We start from the raw sequence: 2879 nt of genomic DNA, 5'->3' as shown, positions 1-2879 counted from the left end.
ACTAGTGAGATGCTCTACCAACTGAGCTAAGTCGGCAACGCCAAGTACTCAAGTATACCTAAGTTATACTAGATACCCCAGAGAACAAATTGTTCTCTTAGTACGGGTGACAGGAATCGAACCTGCACGCCTTGCGGCACTGGAACCTAAATCCAGCGCGTCTGCCAGTTCCGCCACACCCGCATTTAGTTGCTTAGACAACTATATTAGTTTACTTTAAATTCCAACATTCGTCAAGACTTTATTTCACTTTTTTCCTTCAACTGATAGGCCCGTGTCATAAGATCAAGTAAAATCCCATTTTCCACTAAAACCTGCCACATGCCGGGTGTATATTTTTCCCCGCGAATGATCGCTGACAACACCGCACGCACTAAATCATAGTCTTCTGACGTAGCGGCAATCTCTGCCACAACGGCTTCTGGCACCCCTTCATGAAAACCATGTTGTCGTAAGGTGCGGTCAAAATTACGATCAAACTCAGCTGACTTAAAGTAACTTTGCGCGAGTGCCAAAATATCAACTGAATAGGCTGGATATGGGCCAGCTGGCCAGGGAATTGGTTTGCCTTTAGCTGATGCCAATACGGCAATATTTTTTTCAAAGTTAAATGCTTGCATAACTAAACCCCCTACTAGATTAAACTCAGTATCTAGTATAGCACATTACTTACTTTTTGTCAGTATAAACAATTCAGCAGCAAACTGTACCACCACGCGTAGGATAGCATAAACTGGCACAATCAAAATCATCCCAACAATGCCCCACAAGTTACCTGCAACCATCAATAAAATCATAATTGTTAACGGATAAATCGCCAAACTTTTACCAATCACATTTGGATAAATGAAGTTCCCATCCAATTGTTGCACAATCGTCATGACAATCAACACCAGTACCACTTGTTTCCAAGATTGCGTGCTTGCAATAATGAGGGCTGGCACCACACCAATCCATGGCCCAAGGTAAGGCACAATATTTGTAATACCGGCAATAATCCCAAGCAACCAAGCATACGGTTGTCCAATTAAGAGATACCCAATGGCCATTGACGCACCAACGAAGCCCATTTCAATTGCTTGTCCGGAAATATATTTTTCAATCGTTGTATCCATCTTTGTGGTGAGCTCTGATATTGTTTCCGCATGTCGTGCAGGAAATAGCTTTTGAATGGCGGGTACCAAGCGATTCCCATCACTTAACATATAAAATAAAATGACTGGAATTGTGACCAAGTTAATGGTCACCGTTGTGACTGTTGAAGCAACAGTGCCGAGTGTTCCAGCAGTTACCGTCAAAAACGAGCCTGCATATTTGCCCACTGCTGTTTTAACTTGTTCCACATCAACCGACAAATGAAGCGCATCAAACCATTCACTCTTGACGACTTCTGTCGCGATGCGTTGCGCATCATTCACAAAGCTTGGCAAAGCATTTACTAAATTCGTAATTTCTTGAATTAACGTTGGCACCAACACAACGAGTGCCCCGACAATCATGGTTAAAAACCCCAAAAATGTGATTACAACCGCTACTTGATGTGGTATCACTTTACCACGGATTTTAATTTTTTGAATCAGTGAGACCAGTGGCTTTAAAATATAATACAGAAAACCAGCGACCACCAAAGGCGCAAAGACCGTCGAAATGAAAACCTGAATCGGGCGCATCAAAAAGTCAAAGCCAGAGACGATATACACCAGCAGTGACAACGCTAATAATTCAATTGTCCAAAAAAAGAGTTGTTTTAACTTAGGATTTGGAAACATGTGTGTTATTCCTCCAACGCATTCAGTAATTTGTGTTGTACTGTGGGCAGTGATAGGTGCTGCCACTGATCAGGCGTCAAGTATTGCCGATTATCAGTTAATGGCAAGTCTCGTTTCACAAGCCAAATTTCCCACCGGCGATGTGTAAAGACGTGCACAATGGGTTTAATATGTAGCTGTTCACCGACAATTTGCTCAATATTTTGAATTTCTTCCAACGGGAAAGTCCAAAAACCCGATAACAAACCGGTATCTGGCCGTTTTTCAAAAAGCAAACGACCATCTTTTTCTGAAACAGTTGCAATATACAGTTGCTTAACTGGCTTCTGCTTTTTTGTTTTAACCGGATAAGCCATTTCCACACCATCGCGATAAGCTGCGTTAAAGGCCCGCACCGGTGAATCCGCGCTGTTAGGATTTTTAGCTGTCATATAACTTGAGCCCAGGTCCATGATAGCTTGGTTAAAGTCGCCTGGTCGATCAGGATCAACGATTGGCAAGATGGCATCGTAAAAAATCTTGCGCGATTTTGGTTGTGCAATATCGGCGTCAATTTTTAGTAAACGACTAAACGCGCGATAAGCATTCCCATCTACAGCCGGCACGACTTCGCCAAAGCTAATCGAAGCAATAGCTGCTGACGTATAAGGACCAACACCTGGCAAGGCTTGCAGATCATCAGCACTTTCCGGCCAATGCCCATGTAAATCATCCACAACAAAACGCGCCGCTTTTTGTAAATTCCGCGCCCGTGAATAATAGCCTAGACCTTCCCAAAGCTTTAACACTTGTGCTTCTGGCGCACGTGCTAAATCCTGAACGGTTGGTAAAGCCTGCATAAACCGTTCATAATATGGCAGCACAGTATCCACTTGGGTTTGTTGCAACATGATTTCTGATACCATAACCCGATAAGGGTCATGATCAACACGCCAAGGTAATGTCGCACGTCCCTCACGGTCATACCAATCCAGTAATGTGCGCCGAAAATTTTCAATTGTTTCTTCTGACCAAAATTCCATAATACTATTGTACCCTAAGTTAGCCTGAATTTAGCACGGGTTATTCGCAAAGCCTTGTTTTTTCGGGATATATAACGTATAATAATAT

The 2879-nt window shown here is 42.9% G+C and carries 3 protein-coding genes and 1 tRNA gene; all 4 read right to left on the bottom strand.

Going from position 1 to position 2879, the window contains the following annotated elements:
* Nucleotides 1–101: 101 nt before the first annotated feature.
* The 4 genes from ACW12G_RS07375 to mutY all read right to left on the bottom strand — a co-directional run bounded on the left by ACW12G_RS07375 (nucleotide 102) and on the right by mutY (nucleotide 2791).
* Nucleotides 102–183: transfer RNA gene (locus ACW12G_RS07375), tRNA-Leu, on the bottom strand.
* Between the two features lie 50 nt (nucleotides 184–233).
* Nucleotides 234–620, bottom strand: coding sequence for a DUF6508 domain-containing protein (locus tag ACW12G_RS07370; protein WP_048700374.1), 387 nt, complete (start codon nucleotides 618–620; stop codon nucleotides 234–236).
* 45 nt (nucleotides 621–665) lie between these two features.
* On the bottom strand, nucleotides 666–1769 hold the full coding sequence (locus ACW12G_RS07365; protein WP_455647649.1) for an AI-2E family transporter: 1104 nt from the start codon (nucleotides 1767–1769) through the stop codon (nucleotides 666–668).
* A gap of 5 nt (nucleotides 1770–1774) precedes the next feature.
* Nucleotides 1775–2791, bottom strand: a complete 1017-nt coding sequence (gene mutY, locus ACW12G_RS07360) for an A/G-specific adenine glycosylase (protein WP_455647648.1) — start codon at nucleotides 2789–2791, stop codon at nucleotides 1775–1777.
* Between the last annotated feature and the right edge of the window lie 88 nt (nucleotides 2792–2879).

The sequence above is a fragment of the Leuconostoc sp. genome (genome assembly GCF_965300815.1).
This window is presented reverse-complemented; position numbering and strand designations above follow the sequence as displayed.

Coding starts and splice junctions, on each gene's coding strand:
- mutY (WP_455647648.1), bottom strand. CDS start 2,791: ATGGAATTTTGGTCAGAAGAAACAATTGAAAATTTTCGGCGCACATTA.
- ACW12G_RS07370 (WP_048700374.1), bottom strand. CDS start 620: ATGCAAGCATTTAACTTTGAAAAAAATATTGCCGTATTGGCATCAGCT.
- ACW12G_RS07365 (WP_455647649.1), bottom strand. CDS start 1,769: ATGTTTCCAAATCCTAAGTTAAAACAACTCTTTTTTTGGACAATTGAA.